Annotated in this window: 16 protein-coding genes; 9 read left to right on the top strand and 7 right to left on the bottom strand. The window is 70.5% G+C overall.

Annotated features, from left to right (window positions below; genetic code table 11):
* Nucleotides 1–14 precede the first annotated feature (14 nt).
* The 6 genes from ACIBK8_RS15505 to ACIBK8_RS15480 all read right to left on the bottom strand — a co-directional run bounded on the left by ACIBK8_RS15505 (nucleotide 15) and on the right by ACIBK8_RS15480 (nucleotide 8,144).
* Nucleotides 15–413 (bottom strand): ectoine synthase, encoded by a 399-nt coding sequence (locus ACIBK8_RS15505; RefSeq protein WP_399042313.1) that lies wholly within the window; start codon nucleotides 411–413, stop codon nucleotides 15–17.
* A 72-nt stretch (nucleotides 414–485) separates the two neighbouring features.
* Complete coding sequence (gene ectA / locus ACIBK8_RS15500) at nucleotides 486–1,001, bottom strand: diaminobutyrate acetyltransferase (protein ID WP_399042312.1); 516 nt, start codon at nucleotides 999–1,001, stop codon at nucleotides 486–488.
* A 148-nt stretch (nucleotides 1,002–1,149) separates the two neighbouring features.
* On the bottom strand, nucleotides 1,150–1,908 hold the full coding sequence (locus ACIBK8_RS15495; RefSeq protein WP_399042311.1) for a class I SAM-dependent methyltransferase: 759 nt from the start codon (nucleotides 1,906–1,908) through the stop codon (nucleotides 1,150–1,152).
* Nucleotides 1,892–3,094 (bottom strand): aromatic ring-hydroxylating dioxygenase subunit alpha, encoded by a 1,203-nt coding sequence (locus tag ACIBK8_RS15490; RefSeq protein ID WP_399042310.1) that lies wholly within the window; start codon nucleotides 3,092–3,094, stop codon nucleotides 1,892–1,894. The genes ACIBK8_RS15495 and ACIBK8_RS15490 overlap by 17 nt, the downstream gene beginning before the upstream one ends.
* A gap of 275 nt (nucleotides 3,095–3,369) precedes the next feature.
* Nucleotides 3,370–4,128 carry a BPL-N domain-containing protein gene (locus ACIBK8_RS15485; protein ID WP_399042309.1) on the bottom strand — a complete coding sequence of 253 codons (759 nt, stop codon included), beginning with the start codon at nucleotides 4,126–4,128 and terminating at the stop codon, nucleotides 3,370–3,372.
* Nucleotides 4,125–8,144 carry a Pls/PosA family non-ribosomal peptide synthetase gene (locus tag ACIBK8_RS15480; RefSeq protein WP_399042308.1) on the bottom strand — a complete coding sequence of 1,340 codons (4,020 nt, stop codon included), beginning with the start codon at nucleotides 8,142–8,144 and terminating at the stop codon, nucleotides 4,125–4,127. Before ACIBK8_RS15480 ends, ACIBK8_RS15485 begins: the two co-directional genes overlap by 4 nt.
* 536 nt (nucleotides 8,145–8,680) lie before the next feature.
* Here ACIBK8_RS15480 and ACIBK8_RS15475 point away from each other — a divergent pair.
* From ACIBK8_RS15475 to ACIBK8_RS15435, 9 genes are all read left to right on the top strand, one after another.
* The gene (locus ACIBK8_RS15475; protein WP_399042307.1) at nucleotides 8,681–9,181 is read left to right on the top strand and encodes a methylated-DNA--[protein]-cysteine S-methyltransferase; all 501 of its coding nucleotides are present in this window, start codon (nucleotides 8,681–8,683) and stop codon (nucleotides 9,179–9,181) included.
* A 48-nt stretch (nucleotides 9,182–9,229) separates the two neighbouring features.
* A complete protein-coding gene (locus ACIBK8_RS15470; protein ID WP_399042306.1) occupies nucleotides 9,230–9,724 on the top strand; it encodes an RNA polymerase sigma factor in 495 nt (164 codons plus the stop codon).
* Nucleotides 9,721–10,338, top strand: coding sequence for a methylated-DNA--[protein]-cysteine S-methyltransferase (locus ACIBK8_RS15465; protein ID WP_393687844.1), 618 nt, complete (start codon nucleotides 9,721–9,723; stop codon nucleotides 10,336–10,338). The genes ACIBK8_RS15470 and ACIBK8_RS15465 overlap by 4 nt, the downstream gene beginning before the upstream one ends.
* On the top strand, nucleotides 10,335–11,096 hold the full coding sequence (locus tag ACIBK8_RS15460) for a 2OG-Fe(II) oxygenase (protein ID WP_399042305.1): 762 nt from the start codon (nucleotides 10,335–10,337) through the stop codon (nucleotides 11,094–11,096). Before ACIBK8_RS15465 ends, ACIBK8_RS15460 begins: the two co-directional genes overlap by 4 nt.
* Before the next feature lie 86 nt (nucleotides 11,097–11,182).
* Complete coding sequence (locus ACIBK8_RS15455; RefSeq protein WP_399042304.1) at nucleotides 11,183–11,740, top strand: hypothetical protein; 558 nt, start codon at nucleotides 11,183–11,185, stop codon at nucleotides 11,738–11,740.
* 164 nt (nucleotides 11,741–11,904) lie between these two features.
* Nucleotides 11,905–12,987, top strand: coding sequence for an NAD(P)/FAD-dependent oxidoreductase (locus ACIBK8_RS15450; protein ID WP_399042303.1), 1,083 nt, complete (start codon nucleotides 11,905–11,907; stop codon nucleotides 12,985–12,987).
* Nucleotides 12,988–13,040: 53 nt separating this feature from the next.
* Entirely contained in the window at nucleotides 13,041–13,805 is a 765-nt protein-coding gene (locus ACIBK8_RS15445; RefSeq protein WP_399042302.1) for a class I SAM-dependent methyltransferase, read from the top strand.
* 186 nt (nucleotides 13,806–13,991) lie between these two features.
* The gene (locus tag ACIBK8_RS15440; RefSeq protein WP_399042301.1) at nucleotides 13,992–15,011 is read left to right on the top strand and encodes a hypothetical protein; all 1,020 of its coding nucleotides are present in this window, start codon (nucleotides 13,992–13,994) and stop codon (nucleotides 15,009–15,011) included.
* A 47-nt stretch (nucleotides 15,012–15,058) separates the two neighbouring features.
* Complete coding sequence (locus ACIBK8_RS15435; RefSeq protein WP_399042300.1) at nucleotides 15,059–15,703, top strand: hypothetical protein; 645 nt, start codon at nucleotides 15,059–15,061, stop codon at nucleotides 15,701–15,703.
* Nucleotides 15,704–15,754: 51 nt separating this feature from the next.
* On the opposite strand, the gene ACIBK8_RS15430 is transcribed toward ACIBK8_RS15435, so the two are convergent.
* On the bottom strand, nucleotides 15,755–16,777 hold the full coding sequence (locus tag ACIBK8_RS15430) for a D-alanyl-D-alanine carboxypeptidase family protein (RefSeq protein WP_399042299.1): 1,023 nt from the start codon (nucleotides 16,775–16,777) through the stop codon (nucleotides 15,755–15,757).
* Between the last annotated feature and the right edge of the window lie 323 nt (nucleotides 16,778–17,100).

Below are 17,100 nucleotides of genomic sequence, written 5' to 3'. Positions count from 1 at the left end.
ACGGCTGCCGCGGGTCACGGCGTCCCGTCGGGTGTGAGCAGGGGATACACACCGTTCTCGTCGTGCACCTCGCGCCCGGTGCAGGGCGGATTGAAGACGCAGACGGCACGCATGGTGGTGACCGCGCGCACGGTGTGGTGTTCGTGGCCGTCCAGGAGATACATCGTTCCCGGGGACAGCTGGTGCTTCTCACCGGTCTCCTCGTTCAGCAACTCGCCGTGGCCCTCTATCCAGTAGACGGCTTCGATGTGGTGGGCGTACCACATGCGGGTTTCCGAACCGGCGTACAGCACGGTGTCGTGCAGCGAGAAACCCACTCCCTCGCGGGCCAGCACCATGCGGCGACTGCGCCAGGTATCGCCCTCGACATCCCTTTCGGTTCCCGTGATCCCGTCAAGCGATCGGACGATCATGCGACTCCTCAATTCCTGTGCGGTATGCGGTATTTCCGGAGCGGTGGCTCTCCGGTACGGGGTCGGAGGTGATTACGCGCCGAGCGGGCCGATGCGGTAGAGCGTCTCGGGCTCGTGACCGACGGGGAACAGCTCAGGGCCCAGGAGCGGGGAACGGTGCACTTCCGCTTTCCGGTCGCGGGCGAAAGCGGAAAGGAACCGGTCGGATTCGATGTTGTCCGGCGTGACCGTGGCCTCGACGAAGCGGTACCGGTTGCCGGCCAGGTGATGCAGCATGCGGCGGGCGAGCCCTTGCCCGCGTTGTGCCGCGTCCACCGCGGTCTGCCAGACGAACAGCGTGTCCGGGTACTCGGGCCTGGCGAATCCGGTGATGTATCCGCACACGCCGTCAGCCGACCGTGCGACCACCGACGTCGTCGCGAAGTCCCGGCACCACATGACGTAGAAATAGGGCGAGTTGAGGTCGAGGGATTTCGCGTCGCGGGCGATGCGCCACATCTCGCGCCCGTCCGTGAGCCGCGGGGTCTCCAGGCTCACGTCCATGAGTGACGCGCGGTCGGGCTGCCGTAGGCTCAACTTTGCCGACATTGATTCACACTCTTCTCAGCGGTGTTCCGGTGCACGGGATGGGCTCAGCGGATGGGCAAGGGCCGGGAGCGGGCGGGGATTCGCGTCTGTGGAGCGGTGCCCGGAAATGGTTCGCCGGACGGCCCGTCGAACCGTTTCCGGATACGTCCTAGGCCGGACGGTGCCCCAGGATGAAGGTGAACCGGTCGGGGAAGTCCAGATGGGGCGTGGTGTGGGTTTCCCGGATTTCTTCCAGGCCGCGGGCCAGCTCGTCGTCGGAGAAGTTCGAGAGCACCGACATCCAGCGGTCGGCGACCAGGCGGAGCCAGGTTTCCCTTTCGATCGTCGCCTGGAATTCGTCGTAGTCGATGGTCGTTTCGAGGCCGGCGCCGCGCATCGCGGCGGCTATCCGCTCCGGCTCCGGCTGTTCCACGGCGAAGCGGTCGAGCGCCGCCTGGAAGAGCGGGTACCCGATCTTCGGGGGCAGGGCGATGATGAGGAACCGGCCGCCGGGCGCCAGCAGGTGGGACAGGCCGGCCAGCGTGTTGTCCAGGTCGCTGAAGTGATGGACGGCTTCCTTGATCACGATGGAGTCGAAGGACGCGTACGGAAGCTCCACACGGCGGGCGACCACGTCCTCCGCCGTCGCCTGCACCGGGTGGAGGCGCGGATCGTCGGGGAACAGGTCCAGCAGGGGCGCCGAAGGGTCGATGCCGAGCACGGGGGTGCTCGGTGTGGCGTAGGGCAGCAGGCGCCGCAGGAACAGTCCGGTGCCCACCCCGATGTCCGCGATCCGGTTCCCTTCCTTGACGTCGAGGCGGGCACGTATCTCCTCCGCCATCCAGTCCGGATATTCGGGCCGGTTCTCCCACAGCGCGTTGTAGATCTCGGCGAGCTTGGCGTAGTGGCTCTCAAGTCGCTGATCCATCACGTGATTCTCCTCGGTTCCGGGTGCGTGCATCCGTCGCGGAATTTCCGGTCTGTTCCGTCTGCTGCGCAGGTGTGTACGGGGCCCCGTCTTCACTCAGCGCGCTGTCCACCCAGCGCCGGAATTCAGCTATCCGGTACTCGTAGGGGGAATGGATCTGCGCGTCGTCGAAGTGGGGGGAATGCGTGCCCAGTTGCACGCGTTCGCAGGCTTCGAAGTCCTCACGGTTCGTGGCGTCGATCACCTTGACCGCGTCGGCGGGGTCGAAGCCGGGCTCCCGGACGGCGTCGGGGTGGAAGAGCCAGTCACCCACCACCCGGGTGCGGCTCGGCCCCAGCGGTTCGAGCCGCATCCAGAACACGTGGTCGGGTACGAATACCAGCGAAGCGTTCGGCCACAGCAGGATTCCGTAGAAGGTGTGCCCGTCAGCGGCCGGCACCCCGGGGAGTTTGGGGGCGATGGCCTGACCCGATGACGAGAAACCCGTTGCTCCGTCGGCGAGTTGGGCCCCGAGCCCCTGCGGGCCTGTCACCGTGCCGTATCCGCCGCGGAACTGCGGGACCGCGGCGCACAGTTCGGCATGCATGGTGGGGCAGTGGTAGCACTCGTCGAAGTTTTCCCAGAGGATCTTCCAGTTCGCCTGCACGTCATAGGAGATGGAGTGCGCGATCCGGAGATCTTCGGTGCCGTAGTGCGGAATGGGATTGAAATCGTTCCCGAACCGGGCTCGTATCAGCGGGTCCACCTGGTCATCGAGCGGTGCGGCAGCGGGATCCAGATTGATCCATATGTAACCGAGCCATTCGGTGGCGGACGCGGTGTGCAGGTGCCGGTCCTTGGTGCCGGGCGGCATGGCGTCGGCCCAGGGCACCCCGACGAGCCGGCCGTCGAGGTCATAGGTCCACCCGTGATAGAGGCAGCGGATGGATCTGCGGAAACTGCCCTGGTCATCGAGGCAGAGCTGGGCTCCGCGATGCCGGCAGAGATTCACCAGGGCACGTATCCGGCCGTCTCTGTTCCGGACGACCAGCAGGTTCTCGCCGCCGAGATCCACCCGGATGAAGGAGCCGGCTTCGGGAACTTCTGAGGAGTGGGCCACACACATCCATTGCCGCCCGAATATCCGGCGCTGTTCGAGGTCGAAGACCTCTTGGCTGGTGTAGCGCGTACTGTTCCAGGTGACCACGTGGGCTACCTACTCTCCCTCTCGGATGCGGTGTCACCACTCTCGCGGGAACGGCCTCGTGAGCCGCCTCGGAGTTGTACGCAGTGGATTGTTGAGAGCCGTGGTCAAGGCGTTCTCAATGCGTACTCAAACGGGCCCGTGGCCTGCTGCGCGTCGGCGTGGAGCGGAGGAAGGCGGAGCGGGGGAGCAGGCCGCAGGGGGAGGGCAGGTGCGTTGCCGGATGCACGCCTTCCGGGCAGCGAGGACCCGTGGTTGACGACGAGCCGGGGGAGCCGTCAGGTCGCGGAGGTGGTTCCCTTCATCGCCTCGCCCACGAGATCGAGGGCCAGATCGCGGGCGTGACGCACCGGGAGACGGGCGTCGGTGAACCAGTCGTCGGTGGCTTCGGGGTGCGGGCCGACGACCGCGACGCGGCCCTTCCCGAACGGCGCGGCGAGCGCGGCGACCGTGCCGTTCGGATAGGTGGCCAGAACGGTCGCTTCGGCGTCGTCGTCGAGCTCGAAGAGCGGGCCGTCCTGGAAGAACACGCTCCGCGTCCGCCCCCGCCACTCCACGTCGACCAGGGTGTCGTCGTCGCCTCTCACGGTGGCGCCGCGTGAGGAGATGTACTGGTCGGTGTCGCCCGGCAGCAGCGCGAACCCCGGGGTGGCGCCCGCCAGATACCCGCCGAGACAGAAGCCCAGATAGCGGCCACCGCCCCGGACAAAGTCACGGATGGCCTCGCGCTGCCGCCTCAGGTGCCGGTAGCCGTGCGCCAGGGTGCCGCCGCCCGGCTGGGCGTAAACCTGGGCACGGGCCAGCACGTCGGCCGTCAGGGGCAGGGCCTCGCGCGGGCCCGTGTAGCGGACGTCCAGGTTCCAGGGGCCGGCGGCCAGCAGTTCGGCCACGGCTTCCGCGCAGCCGGCCGGCAGCGAGGCGGGGCCGCGGTAGACGAGCGCCAGCGGGCGGTCCCCTATGTCCCCTATGGGGGGCACGGCGGCGCTCCGGCCGGTGAGCGTCCGGCGCAACGAGGTGAGGATGCCGTGGTAGGTCATGGGCTTCTCCCCGGGCTGTCAGGAGCGTGGGCGGCGGGCCGCTCGGTGACACCTTCGGCCGGGATGCCCCGCCAACTGGTGCCCGGGGCGAGGTGCTCGCCCTTCATGAGCAGCGAGAGCGCGCCGAGGCTGACGTCCTCGCCGACCACGCCGTCGTACAGCACGATCGCGCGGGTGCCGACGCTGGCGCCGTCCCGGATGGTGACCGACGCCATCTTCATCACGCGGTCCTCGAACAGGTGCGTCTGCAACGAGACTCCGGGCCCGACGGCGGCATCGTCGCCGATCTCCACCAGGTCGAACTCGGTGAGGAACGTCGTGCCGATCCAGGCGCCCCTGCCGATGTGGGTGCCGAACCCGCGCAGCACCGTGGGGAGGAACGGCGTCCCGATCAGGAGCCCCACACCGGCCGGCACCGCCGCCGCCTCGAACAGGCCGGTGATGAACTCGGTGCGACGCACGAACAGGCTCCACAACGGCTCGACCCGGGGCCGGTAGGTCCCGATGACCACCTGCTTGACCGCGGCGCAGTACCCGACGACCGCGAAGCCGGCGGCGACCGCGAGGAACGGTGAGACGAGCGCCGTCCACGGCAGGTTCAGGGCACGGGTGACCGCGGCGAGCCCCAGCAGATACAGGTAGAGGCTGCCGCTCAGCAGCGACGCGGGCATGGTGACGCGGAAGAACTCGATGGCCAGACGCTGGAGCACGGCCTTGCGGCTCGGGCGGAACGTCAGCCGTTCGGGGAACGAGCCACTGCTCTGGCGCACCGGCAGGTCGATGGCGGGAGAGCCCAGCCAGGTGGTGCCTTCGGGCACTCCGCTCCGCGGCGGCACCGTGCCCACACCGATCAGCGAACCCCGCCCGGTCCGCGTCCCGGCCGGTACGACGGCGGCGTTGCCGACGAAGGCACGCTCTCCCACCTCGGTCGTGCCGAACGCGACCTGGCCGCCCGCGAAGGTGGCCGCGCCGACGTGCGCCATGTCCGCGACGAAGCTGCCGTCGCGGAGGGTGAGCAGGTCGGGGTCGATGTGCGCGGCGGTGGAGACCTCGGCGCCCCGCCCGATCCGCGCGCCGAGCAGCCGCAGCCACGGCACCGTGTAGAGGGTCGCGTAGAGCGAGTTGGTGTAGCCGAGGCTGAACTCCAGCAGCTTGTCCGACAGCCACTTGCGCAGGCCGAGCGAGGAGAACACCGGGTGCACACCGACCGGTACCCGCGGCAGCACCAGGTGCTTGCCGAGGGCGACCACCGCGCAGACGGTGACGACGAACACCGGCCCGAACAGCACGGCCCCGATGAGTCCCCCGAGGACGCCCCAGGTCAGCACCGCCCACCAGAACAGCGCGACACCGGGAAGCGCCATGGTGAGCGAGGCGGCCTCCAGCAGGACCAGGCCGCCCAGCGCGGCGGCGATCCGCCGCCACCCGCCGGTGTCCGCAGGGTTGCGCAGCATCGTCTCCACACCGGGGGCGAGCGTGTCCGTCGCGGAAGGCGGCGATCCGGTCCAGCGCGCGCCGTCCGGGACGGCCTCGCCCTGCCCGACGACGGACTGCTCGCCGAGCCCCGCGCCGGCCCCCATCCGCGCCCCCGGTTCGAGCACCGCGTTGGCCCCCACGTAGGCGTCCGGGCCGATGTCGATCGGCGCGACCGTCAGCCAGCCGTCCGCCACCCGCCACGGGATCAGCGAGACGCCGTACCCCACCGACGCGCCACCGCCGATACGTACCAGCGCGGGCAGCGACACCGCACCCGTGGCGATCGTCGTACCCGGCCCGACGCGCGCACCGAGCAACCGGAGATACGGGCCCATCAGGGGCGAACCGCTCAGCACTTGGAGCGGAGCGAGGCCCAGCAGCATGTTCGCCGCCCACAGCCGTAAGTAGGTCCGGCCCCACAGCCGGTAGCGGCCGGGACGGATCCCCGCCGACAGCGGGCGGACGAGCACGGCCGGCAGGATCCACCGCACACCGGCGTAGCCGATCAGCGCGGCCACCACCAACTGCGCCCAGAGCCCGCCCGTGATGCGCCCGTCGTGCGCGCTGAACACCTGGACCACAGGAAGCGTGAACAGGAGCGCCAGCAGGTAGATGATCACCGCCTGCGCCGTTCCCGCCGCCGCGAGGGTGCCCCTGCCGTGGCGGATGTGCTCGGGGCGGGGCGGCGCGGTCGGCCGCCCGGACCGCTCCGCGCCGCCCAGCTGCGCCGCCAGCCCGCGCACCGTCGGATGTGCGTACAGGTCGCGCAGTGCGGCCGTCGTACCGACGCCCCGGTCGCGCAGCATCGTCACCACGCGGGCCGCCAGCAGCGAGTGGCCGCCGAGGTCGGTGAAGAAGTCCGCCTCGGCCGACAGACCGTCGGGCTCGATGCCCAACACCTCGGCCCAGGTGTCCCGTACCCGCCGCTCCAGCTCGTCCGCGACGGCCACCACCGGGCCGCCGCCCACCATCCGCCGCCCGGTGGGCGCGGGAAGTCTCTTGCGGTCCACCTTGCCGCTGGCCATCTCGGGAAGGCCGGGGAGCAGGTCGACGTAGGACGGCACCATGTACCCGGGCAGCCGGTCCCGCAGCCGTCCGTGCAGCCGCGCGACCAGGGCTTCCTCCTCGTCCGTGCAGCCCGGCGCACGGACCACGTAGGCGGCCAGCTCCCTGGTACGGCCCTCGCGCTCCGCGGCGGCCACCGGGGCGGTGACCGCCTCGGCCACACAGGGGTCCTCCAGCAACACGCTGTCGATCTCGCCCAGATCGACCCGGTAGCCCCGGATCTTCACCTCGGCATCGGCCCGCCCCAGGAACTCGATGTCCCCATCGGCGGTCATCCGCCCCAGGTCTCCCGTCCGGTACAGCCGGCCGCCGTCCGGTGCCAGGGGGTGCTCGATGAACCGGTCCGCCGTCAGGTCAGGCCGCCCGACATACCTGCGCGCCACACCGGCGCCCCCGATACAGATCTCCCCGACCGCGCCGTCCGGTACGGTCCTGCGCTGCTCGTCCAGGAGCACCACGGAGTAGGTCGGCAGCGGCCTGCCGATGGTCACGGGCCGCCCCGGTACCACCGTCGTCCAGGTGGCGGTGACGGTGGTCTCGGTCGGCCCGTACGTGTTGAGCATGCGGCGCCCGGGGCGGCTCCACCGTTCGACGAGCTGGGCGGGGCAGGTTTCACCGCCGACCACGAGGCCGCGGACGCGCGGGAGTTCCTGGGGGATCGTCTCCAGCAGCGTCGGCACGCAGTACAGCATCGTGATCGCCCGGCTTTCGAGGAACTCGCCGAGTTCGGCACCGAGCCGGGCGGAGCCGTCGGGACCGGCGACGACCGTCGCGCCGACCGACCACGTCGGCCAGATCTCCTCGATGGAGAAGTCGAAGGAGATCGTCATCCCCTGGTAGACCCGGTCGTGGGGCTGCACGTCGTAGATCCCGGGGACGACGTCGAGGAAGCTGCAGATGCTCGACTGGGCGATCTCCACCCCCTTGGGTCGGCCGCTCGAACCCGAGGTGTACATGACGTAGGCCGCGGGATCGTGGCTGTCCTGGCCGTAGGGATGCCCCGCGCCGTCCGGGCCGACCGGCGGCCGGGTCGTGGGCGCCGCGGCCAACGCGCGCCTGCTGGACTCCCACTCGATCACCGGGCACCCGAGACCTTCGACGGCCGGGGCCAGCGCCGACGTGGTCAGCACCAGGTCGGCGCCCGCGTCCCGGGCGATGTAGGCGACCCTGTCCCGGGGCGCCGCCGGATCGACGGGCACGAACGTCGCGTCCGCCTTCCCCACCCCGAGCAGGGACACGTACATGTCCACCGACCGCGGCACCAGTACCACCACGCGTGCCTCCCGGCCGATGCCGAGCCCCTTCAGGTGGTGGGCCAACTGGTTGGCGCGGGCTTCGAGTTCGCGGTAGGTCAGGGTCTGCCCCGCGCACTCCAGCGCCACGGCCGACGGGGCGCGGTCACAGGTGGACTCGAAGACGAAGTGCAGGCGTCGGCCCGCCCCGTTCGGCGACGTCCCGCCCGGAACAACGGCCATCTCCCTTACCTGCTCCCCTTCATTGCGCCTTCATCGCGCACGACGGCGCGTCCGCCGGCCGGCACCCGCGGGCCACGGCTCCGCCCCGGTGCCGGCGCCCCCGCACCGCCCGGCCCCGGGGCCCGCCCCGCAACTCCGCCACGGGCCGGGCACGGTGGGCACGTCGTCGATGACACGGACCTCGCCGTGGGCGGCGCTGATGCCGCCCGGCACCGAAAGGTTCGGGTTGGCCGCCACCACCGTGGCGGGCACCTCCTCGGCCGCACCCGGTGAAGCGGATGCACTCACTACACCCAGTGAAAGGGCCCCGCCTCCACTTTGCATCCCGAGCAATCCGCGCTCGCCGCACAGCGGCCATCCCAAGGGCCCTGACCTGCGAAAATCGCGCCCCGCGTCGCGCCTGCGCCGCACCTCTCACGATCCGGATCTCACGTTCCGGGCGGCCGGGACGTCTACGAAGTGACGAGGCAGTTTGCAGGAAGAGGCGGCGGGCCGCAGGGCCGGTCCGCTGTGGACCGAAGGGACGTGAAGAGACGATGACGCGCACGCATGCGGTGATCGGTTCGCCGCTGGGGGACCTGACGGCGGTCGCCGATGACGGGGCGCTGGTGGGCCTGTACTTCGCGACGCATCGAGGACGCCCAGGGACGGAGGAATTCGGCGAACGCGACGACGCGAGCTTCGCCCTGATACGTCATCAGCTCGGCGAGTACTTCGCCGGCGAGCGGGAGACCTTCGACCTGCCGCAGGAACCCGCCGGGGACGCCTTCGACCACCGGGTGTGGAAACTGCTCACGCAGATCCCGTACGGCCGGACGCGGTCGTACGGTGACCTCGCACGGGAGTTGGGCGACGTGTCGCTGGCACAGGCGGTGGGGGCGGCCAACGGCCGCAACCCGCTGTGCGTGATCGTGCCGTGCCACCGTGTGGTGGGCGCGGACGGGAGCCTGACCGGCTACGCGGGCGGGCTGGACCGCAAGCGGTTCCTGCTGGACCTGGAGGCGCCGTCGGCGGCGGACGCGGGCCGACTTTTTTGAAGTCCGGTCTCACGTTCCGGGCCTGCGCGTCGTTTACGGAGTGTGACCTTGCAACCTTTCGAGCAGATCGTGCATGACCACGGGCCCATGGTGCTGCGCGTGTGCCGCGCGGTACTGGGCCCGCAGGACGCGGAGGACGCCTGGTCGGAGACGTTTCTGTCGGCGATGACGGCGTACCCCGGCCTTGATCCGGACGCCCACGTGGAGGCGTGGCTGGTGACGATCGCGCACCGCAAGGCGATCGACATCGCCAGGGCCAACGCCCGCCGCCCGGTGGCGGTGGACGAGATCCCGGAACGCCCTGGGGACGGCGACCGGCCCGAAGCGTGGGACGGAGACCTGTGGGCGGCGCTGAAGGCGCTGCCGCAGCGGCAGCGCCAGGCGGTGGCCTACCACTACCTGGCAGGGCTGCCGTACCGGGAGATCGCCGCGCTGACCGGCGGGAGTACCGACGCCGCACGCAGGGCGGCGGCCGACGGCATCAAGACCCTGCGTACCACCTATCCGAGAGACGACACCGCAAAGAAGGGAGCGGCCCGATGACCGCATCCGACGAGGAGACCGGGAACCCTTTCGCCGGGCTGCCCTGGCAGGACGAGCCGACGCTCGCCCGGCTGCACGAGCGCCTGGAGGCACAGGCCCAGCAGGAGGGAGTCCTGGACGTCGCCTACCGCACCATCGACACACCGGTCGGCGCGCTGCTGCTGGCCGCCACCGACCAGGGGCTGATGCGGGTCGCCTACGAAGTACAGGACCACGAAGCGGTGCTCCAACAGTTGGCCGACAAGGTCAGCCCGCGCATACTCCAGGCCCCGACCCGCCTGGAGAGAGCGGCCCGCCAGCTCGATGAGTACTTCGCGGGGCAACGCACCCGGTTCGAGCTGGAGTTGGACTGGCGGCTCTCCAAGGGCTTCCGCCGCGACGTCCTCGTACACCTGCCGGACATCGCCTACGGCCACACCGAGAGCTACGCCGAGGTCGCCACCGCGTCCGGCAGCCCGAAAGCGGTACGCGCGGTGGGCACGGCGTGCGCGACGAACCCCCTGCCCGTGGTGGTGCCCTGCCACCGCGTGGTGCGCTCGGACGGCACCGCGGGCGGCTACGTCGGGGGAGAAGGGGTCAAACACACCCTGCTGACATTGGAGCGAACGGCATGAGCAGCACCGCCACGCAGAATGCGAGCACCCGCACAACGACCGTGGCGCGGCGGGACGGCTTTGCGAAGAAGGTGGCAGCGGCCGACTGGCAGGCGGTCACCGCGGAGCTGAACGACTACGGCTGCGCGCTGCTGCCCCAGCTGCTCACCCCCACCCAGTGCGCCCAACTCGCCGCGCTCTACGAGGAACCGGAACGCTTCAGGACCACGGTGAACATGCAGCGTCACCGGTTCGGAGCGGGCGAGTACCGCTACTTCGACACCCCGTTCCCCGAGCCGGTCCAGCGGCTGCGCGAGGAGCTGTACCCGCGGCTGACGCCGATCGCCCGCGACTGGTACGGCAAGCTCGGCCGGGAGGCGGAGTGGCCCGACGACCTGAAGGAGTGGCTGGAGATATGCCACCGGGCGGGCCAGGACAGACCGTCGCCGATCCTGCTGCGCTACGAGACGGGTGACTGGAACGCCCTGCACCGGGACGTCTTCGGCGAGAAGGTCTTCCCCCTCCAGGTCGTGATCAACCTGAACGCGCCGGGCGAGGACCATACGGGCGGGGAGTTCCTGCTGGTCGAGCAGCGCCCGCGGGCGCAGTCGAGGGGCACGGCCACCCTGATCCCGCAGGGCCACGGGCTGGTGTTCACCACCCGCGACCGCCCGGTCCGCTCCCCGCGGGGCTGGTCGGCCTCCCCGGTACGGCACGGCGTCTCCGCGATCCGCTCGGGCCGGCGTCACACCCTGGGCCTGGTCTTCCACGATGCCTGACCGGCCATCGGAGACGAAGGCGCGGGTGCCGTGGCGCACCGTGCCCGACGAAGGAAGCGACGAGGAATGAGAGGGAGTGACGAGGAATGAAGGAGGGGCAGGCGCCGCCGGACGGTTGGTCACCGAAGACCACCCGGCCGGTGGCCACACCACCTTCGCCGCCGCTGACCCAACCGGAATCCGACGCGGTCATCCGCCTGTTGGAGGCGATGAGCCCCCGCCCGGTCACCCTGGTGACCGGCTCGTCGCGGGACGCCCCCGCGCGCCGGGCCGCGCAACTGCTGGCCGACAGGTGGCAGGAGCGCGGAGGTGAGGTGATCGACGCGGTCGACTGGCCCGAGGACGCCGCGTCCTGGCTGCGGCAGGCCCGGCGCTTCACGACCGCCGCTCCCGACGCCTGGCTCGTCACCGGAACCCTCACGGGCTGGGTGCAGATGGGCCGCCGCCTGACCGTGTCCACCACCTGGGATCCGGCCCGCACCGTGGCGACGTCCGGCCTCGCCCACGACGACCTGATCGCCCGCGGAGGCATCGGCACCTTCGACGGCCTGCGCGGCGCCCACCGCGACGGCAGCACCTGGGAGATCATCCGCACCCTCCGCGTCGACCACCCCCCACCCACCCCACAGATACAGCCGCGATGAACGCCGCCCCCCATCCGCTCGGCAGTGTCATCGCTTCCGCCGCCGCCCCGTTCGCAGCACCCTCCCGCTTCTGGCCTCCCGCACCGTTTTGCTGTGACGGCAAAGAAGGTTGCCGTGCCGGAGTGGGTGCGCGCATGGTCTGCATCGGAACGGAGGTCCTGCAAATGAAGGAGCGAACGGTGCGGCAGGTGAACGGACGGCAGGCGAACGACTCGTCGGCCGAGCGCGATCAGCGGTACGAGGTCGTGGTGATCGGAGGTGGTGCCGCCGGTCTGAGCGGGGCGCTGATGCTGGGGCGGGCGCGGCGATCGGTGATCGTCATCGACAGTGGGCAGCCGCGCAACGCTGCGTCCACGGGAGTCCACGCCTACCTCGGCCGGGAGGGCGATGCGCCCGGCGCGTTGCTGGCCGACGGGCGGGACGAGGTGCGGGCGTACGGCGGCCGGTTCCGGGAGGGCACCGTCGTATCCGCGGCGCGGGACGGCACGGGCTTCGTCGTACGGCTCGCCGACGGCGGCACCGTGCACGGCAGGCGGCTGCTGGTGACGACGGGGCTGGTGGACGAGCTACCCGAGGTGCCGGGTCTGGCCGAGCTGTGGGGCTCGGACGTCCTGCACTGTCCGTACTGCCATGGCTGGGAGGTACGCGACCGGACGATCGGGGTTCTGGGAACCGGGCCGTTGGCGGTGCACCAGGCACTGTTGTGGCGGCAGTGGAGCGAGCGGGTCACGCTGTTCCTGCACACCGCCCCCGAGCCGAGCGACGAGGAGTACGAGCAGCTCGCCGCCCGCGGCATCGCGGTGGTGGACGGTGAGGTGAGCGCCGTGGAACAGGCCGACGGACGGCTGACCGGGATACGGCTTGCCGGCGGCACGGTAGTCCCCTGCCAAGTGCTGTGTGTGGCCCCGCGGTTCGTCTCCCGCGCCGGATTCCTGGACGCCCTCGGTCTGGAGCCGGCCGACCTGGAGCGGGCCGGGACGGTGATCGGCAGTCACCTACCTGGTGACGCCATGGGGCAGACCGCCGTACCGGGAGTGTGGGTGGCGGGCAATGCGACCGCCCCGACCGAGCAGGTCATCGGCTCCGCCGCCGCAGGGGCACGCGCTGCCGGTGCCATCAACGCCGACCTGATAGCCGAGGACACCAGGGTCGCCGTCGCAGCCCGTCGCGTCGGCGAACCCTTCTCCCCGGAAGCGGAACGCGAGGTGTGTGAGCGCGTCCTCGCCGACCGTCGGCACGGACTGTGACATCCACCCCTGCCGCCCCTCTCACCCCACACCACCACGAAAGGCCCGCAACGATGACCAGCACCCCGGCCGCTTCCGCACACGGCACAAATGGCCTATACAACACGGCACTTGACGCCAAGCCTGGTGCTTCCCCTGACGTCGGCCCTGGCGCCATCTCCGACACGGCCTCCGACGCCGCCCCCGACGCCGGGTCGGCCTCGACCGAGGAGTTCTGGGACGCCCGCTACCGCGCCGCCGACAAGATCTTCAGCGGCAACCCGAATTCCGCACTGGTCCGTGAGACCGACGGGTTGCGCCCCGGCACGGCGTTGGAACTCGGGTGCGGCGAAGGGGCGGACGCCGTCTGGCTCGCTTCGCAGGGCTGGCGTGTCACCGCCACCGATGTATCGCCGACCGCTCTCCAGCGCGCTGCCCGGCAAGCTGCGGCGGCGGGCGTGGGCGACCACATCGACTGGCAGCACCACGACCTGGACGCGTCGTTCCCCGAGGGGGAGTTCGACCTGGTCTCCGCCCATTTCCTGTACCCGCCGCTTGCCGAGGCCAGAGAGCGGATACTGCGCACGTCTTCCCGGGCCGTCGCACCCGGCGGGCTGCTCCTCATCGTCAGCCACGCGGGCCCCCCTTTCTGGGACCACGACCTCGCCCCGGATCTGCACTTCCCCACCCCTGAGGAGATCCTGACCACGCTCGGCCTCCCGGCCGGGCAGTGGGAGGTACAGGTCAGCGAGACCTACCAACGCCCCGCGACCAGCCCTGCCGGGGAGTCAGGCACCCGCGCGGACAGCACCCTCAAGCTCCGACGGCACTTGGTGTGATCCGAGGGGGAGCGCGAATCGGGTTGGGGCCTGCGGTGATCGGAGCGTCTCACCGGTCCCCATCACAGGCCCCTCGCCGGGCCCCACCAGACCCCTGGCAACGAACCCCCTGAACAGGGAAAATTCACACTCACTTATGCTTTACAGGTTGTTTACTGCATCTTTCCTGGGAAAGTGGGGGTTCGTGTGAAGCTGTCCCGTGTTTCATCCGTCGTCGCAGCTGCCGCGATTGCGCCTGCCGTTCTGTTCGCTTCTCCGGCCGTTGCTGCCGACGCCACCGCTGCGCCGGCCAACTCCGCCCCTGACGCCGCACCGGACGCCGCCCCTGACGCGAAGCCGGATGCGAAGTCGGATGCGAAGCCGGACGCGCAGGGGAAGACGAAGGCTGACGAGGACAACTTCTTCGCCATCCTCAGGATCCTGGCTGACGAGAACTCAGGTTTTGGAGTCAGGCAGGCCGCCGAGGCGGCGCTCAACGGCACCCCTGAGGACCGGGTGCACTTCCTGGAGGTCGGCCGACAGGATGCCCAGGACGTGGATGACCGGGTGCGGACCTCGCAGATCTACAACTTCGGCGGCCCCAGGGTGAGGAAAGCCGCCCTTGAGGCACTGAAGGGCACCCCGGAGGACATCCGGCACTTCCTGGCCGTCGGGCAGTACCAGGCCCGTCAGGCGGACGACTTGGTTCGCACCGTCCAGATCTCCAGCGTCGGGGGTCCTGCGGTGAAGGCAGCCGCCCACAAGGCACTCAGGAGCGGCACTCCCGAGGACATCCGCCACTTCCTGGAGGTCGGCCAGTACGAGGCCCGCGCCAAGGACAAGGCGGACGAGGAGAAGGCCGCCAAGGAGAAGGCCGCCAAGGACAAGGCCGCCAAGGACAAGGCGGACAAGGAAGCGGCCAAGAAGAAGCCCACGTCCGGCGCCGATGACAAGAACGGCGAGGGGAGTGAGTCCGCCGCCGGTGATCAGCACGAGCAGCACGGCGGCGACCGCGGCGACGGCGTCAAGCCGGCCGTCGCGCCCGGCCCGGACGCCGCCAAGTCCTCGCAGGGCACCACCATTCCCGCCTCCACGGCCGCTGGTGCCGAGCTCGCCGCCTCCGGCGTCGGACCCGCCACTCCGTGGGCGATCGGTGGCAGCGCCATCGCCCTCACGGCCGGCGCCGGCCTGATCCTGGCCTCCCGCCGCCGCACCTCCAACGACTGACCTCGAACGCCGAACGCTGAACGCCGAACGCCGATAGGGTCGCGGGCATGCGAGGCGTGCGGGTGGTGCTGGTCGGGGGGACGTCGAATGCCGGGAAGTCGACCGTCGCCCGGGTGGTGGCGGAGCGGCTCGGGTTCGCGTATCTGTCGACCGACAGGCTGGCGCGGCACCCGGGGCGGCCCTGGCGGACGCCGGAGCGGGAGGTTCCGGCGCATGTCGCCGAGCACTACGGATCGCTCACGGTGGATGAGCTGATGACCTCTGTTCTGGACCACTACACACGGCTGTGGCCCCGAATCGAGGAGTTGATCGCGGACCACGCGGCCGGGCCGGATCACGCGGCCGGTCCGGGTGCCGGGGCCGGCCTGGTGCTGGAGGGTTCGGCTCTGTGGCCGGTCAACGTCGCGGAGTTGAAGGCCCCGCACACCGCGGCCGTGTGGCTGACCGCCGACGTGACTGTTCTCCGGGCCCGGGTGCGCGAGGCAGGCCGTTACGCGGAAGCGTCCGGCGAGGAACGGCACTTGATGGATCAGTTCCTGGCCCGCACCGTGCGCTATCAGGCGCTCATGGTGGACGCCGTCGACAGGCTGGGCCTGGAACGTATCGATGTGGGCGGCCACCGGTCCGTCGGGGAACTGGCCGACGCGGTGCTCGCGACGGTCGGCGCGCAGCGTTCGACCGGACGGTCGTGAGGCACGGCGGGCGCGAACCTCACGGTCGCGCCCGCCGCCGGTGATGGCTGCTCAGTGGGCGAAGCCCCAGTCGAGCATCTTGGTGGCGTCGTCGAAGCGGCCCTTGTCGTCCCTGAGGATCGCGCCGACGAGGGTGCGGTTGTCCCGCTTGGCGGCGAAGACGAGGCAGTAGCCGTCCTCCGGGCCGCTGCCGGTCTTGACACCCAGGGCACCGTCGTAGCTGCCCAGCAGCTCGTTGGTGTTGTTCCAGGTGTAGTACCGGGTGTGGCCGTTGGCCGCCGGGGCCTCGGTCTTGAACTGCTTGTTCTTCACGACATCGGCGAACACCGGCTGCAGCATCGCACGCTGGCCGAGCTTGGCCAGGTCGCGGGCGGTGCTGTGGTTGTTGCCGTGCGAGATGCCGTCGTAGGTGTCGAAGTGCGTGCCGGTCATGCCCAGTTGCTGCGCCTCGGCGTTCATCTGGTCCACGAAGTCGGCGATCCGCGCGTCCTGGGTGTCCCCGTGGCCGAAGTTGTCGGCCAGGGCCCGCGCGGCGTCCGCGCCGGACGGGATGAGCATGGCGTGCAGCATCTGCCGGACGGTCAGCTTGTCGCCGGTCTGGAGGTCGGCGGTGCTGCCGCCGACCTTCTGGACGTAGTCCCGGTACTCCTGCTTCACCTCGATCTGCCGGTCGAGCAACTCCGGGTGCTTGAGCACGACCACGGCGGTCATGATCTTGGTGGTGCTGGCCATCGGCACGCTCTCGTCGGCCTTGGCCCCGGCCCACATCTCCCGCTCCTGGCTGCCGTCGCGGGCGTCCAGCAGGAAGGCGTGGTCGGCGTTGATCTTGGGAGCGTCCTGGTCCTTCGCGTCCTGCGCGTCGGCTGCCTTGTCCTGGACGGCGTGCTGCGCCGCCCGGGTGGGCTGGGACTGCTGCTGCGCGTCCTGGTTGTCGTCGGCGGAGTGCGTGGCACCGGGGGTCGCTGCCTCGGCGAGGCCGCCGGCGGTGATCGGCAAGGCGGCTCCGACGAGCGCGACCATCGCGATCCGGACTCCGGTTCGGTGTATGCGGTTGGGGCGGGCGTGGGCACCCATGGGCGTCCCTCCTGCCGGCGTAGGGACGCCGGTGTGTAGTGGAAACTTGGTTCATACCGAACCTACTTGGGCGATGACAGCGACCGTCAAGCCGGCTATGTCATAGCCACGTAACGAGGTTGACCCCCGTGGAGATGTTGTGTGGGTGACTGGTGGAGCCTGTGAGGTCGCTCGCGCGTGGTGACCGGCCGACTCCCCTGGGGCACCGGAGTCCGTCGGTGCCCGATTCGCAGGTGCCGGCCGTCAACACCCCTGTGGCCAGCACGTTTTGACGGTGCGGCGGCCCGTTACGCCCGGCGGCGTGCCCGCTTTTGCCCGATCGT

This window comes from Streptomyces sp. NPDC050161, from assembly GCF_044460025.1.
Taxonomy (GTDB): Bacteria; Actinomycetota; Actinomycetes; order Streptomycetales; family Streptomycetaceae; genus Streptomyces.
This window is presented reverse-complemented; position numbering and strand designations above follow the sequence as displayed.